Genomic DNA, 4,163 nt, shown 5'->3' with positions numbered 1-4,163 from the left:
GGCGGGACGTGGGGGCGGCGGAGCTGCGTGCGCGCTACGACGCCGTGGTGATCGCCACGGGTGCCACGGCGTGGCGGGAACTCCCGATTTCAGGGCGGGAGTTGGCCGGGATCCATCAGGCCATGGAGTATCTGCCGCTGGCCAACCGGGTGTGCGAGGGGGACCTGGAGGCGTCCCCCGTGTCCGCCGCCGGCCGGCACGTCGTGATCGTCGGCGGCGGGGACACCGGGGCCGACTGCCTGGGCACGGCGGTGCGGCAGGGCGCCGCGTCCGTGACCCAGCTGGACATCTACGCCCAGCCGGGCGCGGAGCGCGACGACGACACCGAGCCGTGGCCGACGTACCCCAAGGTCTATCGGCTGTCGGCCGCCCATGAGGAGGCGGGCGCCCTGCGCACGGCGCCCGCCGCGGACGCCGACGCGCGGCTGTTCGCGGCGTCGACGCTCCGCTTCACCGGTGACGCCGAGGGGCACGTGCGCGAGCTGCACCTGGTCGAGGTCGACGCGCGGCGCCGCCCGCTGCCGGGCACCGAGCGCACGCTGCCCGCCGACCTCGTCCTGCTCGCGCTGGGCTTCTCCGGCCCGTCCCAGGAGGACGGCCTGATCGCCCAGCTGGGCCTGGACCTCACGCCCCGCGGCACGATCGCCCGCGACCGCGCCTTCGCGACCAACGTCCCCGGCGTGTTCGCCGCCGGGGACGCGGCCCGCGGCCAGTCCCTCATCGTCTGGGCCATCGCCGAGGGCCGCGCGGTCGCGGCGGCCGTGGACCAGCACCTGACCGGCGCCCCGTCCCGTCTCCCGTCCCCCATCGGTCCCCACGACCGTCCGATGAGGGTCTGAGACCGCCGCCCGATGAGGGTCTGAGACAGCCCGGCGCGAGCCCGGCGGCCAGGCGGCACGGCGGCACGGCTCGCACGCCACCGCTTGCGTCACGGCTCGCACGCCACCGCTTGCGTCACGGCTCGCACGCCACCGCTTGCGTCACGGCTTGCGCGCCACCGCCCCGTACCCCGGGATCACCCCGTCGTCCTGGCCCGGGACCGGGTCGCCCAGCTCCGGACGCCACTGGTGGACGATCTCGACGCCCGGGTCGACCAGTTCCAGGCCGTCGAAGAAGCGGGCGAACTCCTCGCGGGAGCGCAGGGCCAGGGTGACCCCCGCGCCCTTCAGCTTCGCCGTCGCCGCCGCCGACGCCTCCGGGGTGAAGTCGGCGGTGGCGTGGGTCATCATCAGGTAGCTGCCGGAGGGGAGTTCGGCGAGGAGGCGGGAGACCAGTTCGTGGGCGCCGTCCTCGTCGGAGATGAAGTGGAGCAGGGCGATCATGGAGAGGGCCACGGGCCGGCCGAGGTCCAGGACCTTGCGGGCGCCCTCCATGATCGTGGCCGGGTCGCGCACGTCGGCCTGGAGGTACTCCGTGACCCCCTCGGGCGTGGAGCGCAGCAGGGCTGCCGCGTGGGCCAGCACGATGGGGTCGTTGTCGCAGTAGACGACGCGTGCGTCGGGCGCGACCGACTGGGCGACCTGGTGGAGGTTGGGCTCGGTCGGGATGCCGGTGCCGATGTCCAGGAACTGCCGTATGCCCTGCCCCGCCAGCCACCGCGTGGCCCGGTGCATGAACGCGCGGTTGACCTTGGCCATCACCGGCACCCGCGGGTCGATGGTCAGCATCTGCCGGCCCATCTGCTCGTCGACGGGGTAGTTGTCCTTGCCGCCGAGGTACCAGTCGTACATCCGCGCGGGATGCGGCCTGCTCGTGTCGATCGCGGTCTCGTTCCCGGTCCCGGTCTCGTTCTCACGCGCGGTCATACAGCACCTCTTAAGCATCCGAGGAAGAAGGAATTAGTGATCAAGTTATCGCCAAAACAAGAGAGTTGAGACAAAAACAAAACTCATGCGAGCAGGAAGTCCGCCACCCCCGCCTTCGCGCCCTCGATGAACGCCGTGATCTCGTCGGTGGTGTAGATGAGCGCCGGTCCGTCCGGGTCGGTCGACTGACGGACCGCGATCCGGCCGTCGGCCAGCTTCATCGCCTCCAGGCAGTTGCCTCCGTTGCCGCCGCTCCACGGCTTGTGCCAGCCCTCGCTGCCCAGTTCCCGGGCGGGCATGCCGTTGTAGATGCGTTTCATTCGAGCTCCTTGCGGAGATCCCGGAGGATCTCCTTCGTGCGATGTGCTGTGGCGGCCTGCGCCGCCATGCGGTCCATGACCTCGAGGTGGGTCGCCACCTCTTCGCGTGCGTCCAGGTAGACGGCGCCGGTCAGGTACTCGCTGTAGACCATGTCCGGCAGTTCGGGCACGGCGAATCGGAACAGCACGAAGGGCCCGTACGTGCCCGGGTGCGGCCCCGAGGAGAACGGGGCGACCTGGAGCGTCACGTTGGGCAGCTTCGTGGCCTGAAGCAACTTGTCGACCTGCGCACGCATCACCTCGGGGCCGCCGACCTGGCGGCGCAGCGCGGTCTCGTCCATCACCGCCCAGAACCTGGGCGCGTCGGAACGGGTGAGCAGGTCCTGGCGTTGCATGCGCAGCGCGACATGGCGCTCGATGTCCTCGGGGCTGGTCTGGCCGATGGCCCCGGACTTGAGCACGCCGCGCGCGTAGTCCTCGGTCTGCAGCAGGCCGGGGACGAAGTGCGGCTCGTACGACCGGATGAGCGCGGCGGCGCCCTCCAGGCTGACGTACATCGAGAACCAGCCCGGCAGGATGTCGTGGAAACGCTGCCACCAGCCGGGGCGGTTGGCCTCCTCGGCGAGCTGCACGAAGAGCTCGGCCTCGTCGTCGGGAACGCCGTAGGCCTTCAACAGCAGCTGCAGGTACGGGATCTTGAGGGCGACCTCGGCCATCTCCATACGGCGCACGGTCGCGGGGGCGACGTGCAGGATGCGCGCGGCTTCCTCGCGCTTGAGTCCCGCACGCTCCCGCAGGTCCAGCAGGCGCCGGCCGAGCACGACCTGCCCGACGGTCGGCGCGGACCGCGGCTCGCTCACACTCCACCTCCACGACTGACTCAACCGGATGACACCACGTCAGGACCTTCCGGACTGTCCGGCGGACCGGCAACTCCGCGGCGCCGCACGGGGACCGGCCGAGGTTCGCGGCAGGCCCCCGGCGATGCCAGGTGGTCCCAGGCGATCCCAGGCAGCCCCAACTGGCGCCGCTCGACGTGCTGTTGCGTGCAGTGTGCCATGCCCTCCCACCGCGTCACACAGCACTCTGCATTTTTCAGAGTGCCACTTGCCAAGTGTTCCCGGCGGGGAGATAGTGGCAAGCGTGATTCCGTCCCCGCCCTTAGGAACAGACCCGTCCGCGAGCCCGTCGGGCTCCGGTGCCCCCACGGGAGCGTGCCTCGGCGAGGCCGCCGCCCAGCGTCGGTTCCGTTTCGAACTGGCCGCGCATCCCGGTTCTCCCGCCCAGGCCAGGCGCCTGGTCAGAGACCGGCTGACCGGCTGGTCCGTGTGCGAGGACACCTGCGAAACGGCGACCTTGGTCGTCTCCGAGCTGGTCACCAACGCGATCGTGCACACCGCCAGCGGCCAGATCATGTGCGAGTTGCAGGACGGTGACGACCTGGTGCGCATAGCCGTGCGCGACGAGGGGTGCGCCCCGGGTCAGCCGCACCCGTCGCTCCGGCTTCCGGAGGAGGAGCACGGCAGGGGCCTGCTTCTCGTCGGCGCGCTGTGCCGGGCGTGGGGCGTGCAGGAGTACGGCCCCGGCCTGATGGTGTGGGCGGAGCTCTCCCGCGGGTCCGCTCCCGCCCAGGAGGCACGGAACGACCTCGGCTGGGGCGCCCGCCCCAAACCGGGCCCGTCCCGCGACGCGGACGGCGGCAACGACCCGCGGACGCACCGCGGAGCGGGGGCCGTATGGCTGTGACCGGCGCCCTGGGCCCCGGCCGTGCGCTCAGCCTGGACACGCTCGTACGCGTGGGCCGCGACGCGCGCACACCCGGCGCACCCGTACCCCGGAGCCTGACCGTCCCCGAGGGCATGACGACCCCCCTGGGCTGTGACGCGGTGGCGGTCCCCGCCCACCTCGGGTCCCAGCTCATGCCCCGGCTCCCCCGCGTGGGCTGCGTCTACGCCGACCGCGCGCACTGGTGGTGGATCGTCCCCGCGGACTCCGACTACGCCCTGCACTGGCCGGCTCCGGCCCATTACTCCACCGG

General features: G+C 71.9%; 6 protein-coding genes. 3 read left to right on the top strand and 3 right to left on the bottom strand.

The window, feature by feature from the left end; all coding sequences use genetic code 11:
* The coding region (locus C1I97_RS32660; protein ID WP_181447015.1) for an FAD-dependent oxidoreductase at positions 1 to 839 on the top strand (839 nt) is incomplete at its 5' end.
* A gap of 141 nt (positions 840 to 980) precedes the next feature.
* Here the strand turns inward: C1I97_RS32660 and C1I97_RS32655 are convergent.
* The 3 genes from C1I97_RS32655 to C1I97_RS32645 all read right to left on the bottom strand — a co-directional run bounded on the left by C1I97_RS32655 (position 981) and on the right by C1I97_RS32645 (position 2,985).
* Positions 981 to 1,805, bottom strand: coding sequence for an SAM-dependent methyltransferase (locus C1I97_RS32655; RefSeq protein WP_111006647.1), 825 nt, complete (start codon positions 1,803 to 1,805; stop codon positions 981 to 983).
* An 83-nt stretch (positions 1,806 to 1,888) separates the two neighbouring features.
* The gene (locus C1I97_RS32650) at positions 1,889 to 2,125 is read right to left on the bottom strand and encodes a DUF397 domain-containing protein (protein WP_111006646.1); all 237 of its coding nucleotides are present in this window, start codon (positions 2,123 to 2,125) and stop codon (positions 1,889 to 1,891) included.
* Positions 2,122 to 2,985, bottom strand: coding sequence for a helix-turn-helix domain-containing protein (locus C1I97_RS32645; protein WP_111006645.1), 864 nt, complete (start codon positions 2,983 to 2,985; stop codon positions 2,122 to 2,124). The genes C1I97_RS32650 and C1I97_RS32645 overlap by 4 nt, the downstream gene beginning before the upstream one ends.
* 274 nt (positions 2,986 to 3,259) lie before the next feature.
* On the opposite strand from C1I97_RS32645, the gene C1I97_RS32640 reads away from it, so the two are divergent.
* Both C1I97_RS32640 and C1I97_RS32635 read left to right on the top strand, forming a co-directional pair.
* Complete coding sequence (locus C1I97_RS32640; RefSeq protein ID WP_111006644.1) at positions 3,260 to 3,871, top strand: ATP-binding protein; 612 nt, start codon at positions 3,260 to 3,262, stop codon at positions 3,869 to 3,871.
* A partial coding sequence (locus C1I97_RS32635) for a hypothetical protein (protein WP_111006648.1) occupies positions 3,862 to 4,163 on the top strand: 302 nt, incomplete at its 3' end. The genes C1I97_RS32640 and C1I97_RS32635, both read left to right, overlap by 10 nt.

This window comes from Streptomyces sp. NTH33, assembly GCF_003236365.1.
Classification (GTDB): Bacteria; Actinomycetota; Actinomycetes; order Streptomycetales; family Streptomycetaceae; genus Streptomyces.
The sequence above is the reverse complement of the archived record's forward strand: the minus strand, read 5'-3'. Positions and strand labels throughout refer to the sequence as shown.

Bases quoted from the DNA above. Each gene is read 5' to 3' on its own strand.
- C1I97_RS32650 (WP_111006646.1), bottom strand. From the start codon at position 2,125: ATGAAACGCATCTACAACGGCATGCCCGCCCGGGAACTGGGCAGCGAG.
- C1I97_RS32655 (WP_111006647.1), bottom strand. From the start codon at position 1,805: ATGACCGCGCGTGAGAACGAGACCGGGACCGGGAACGAGACCGCGATC.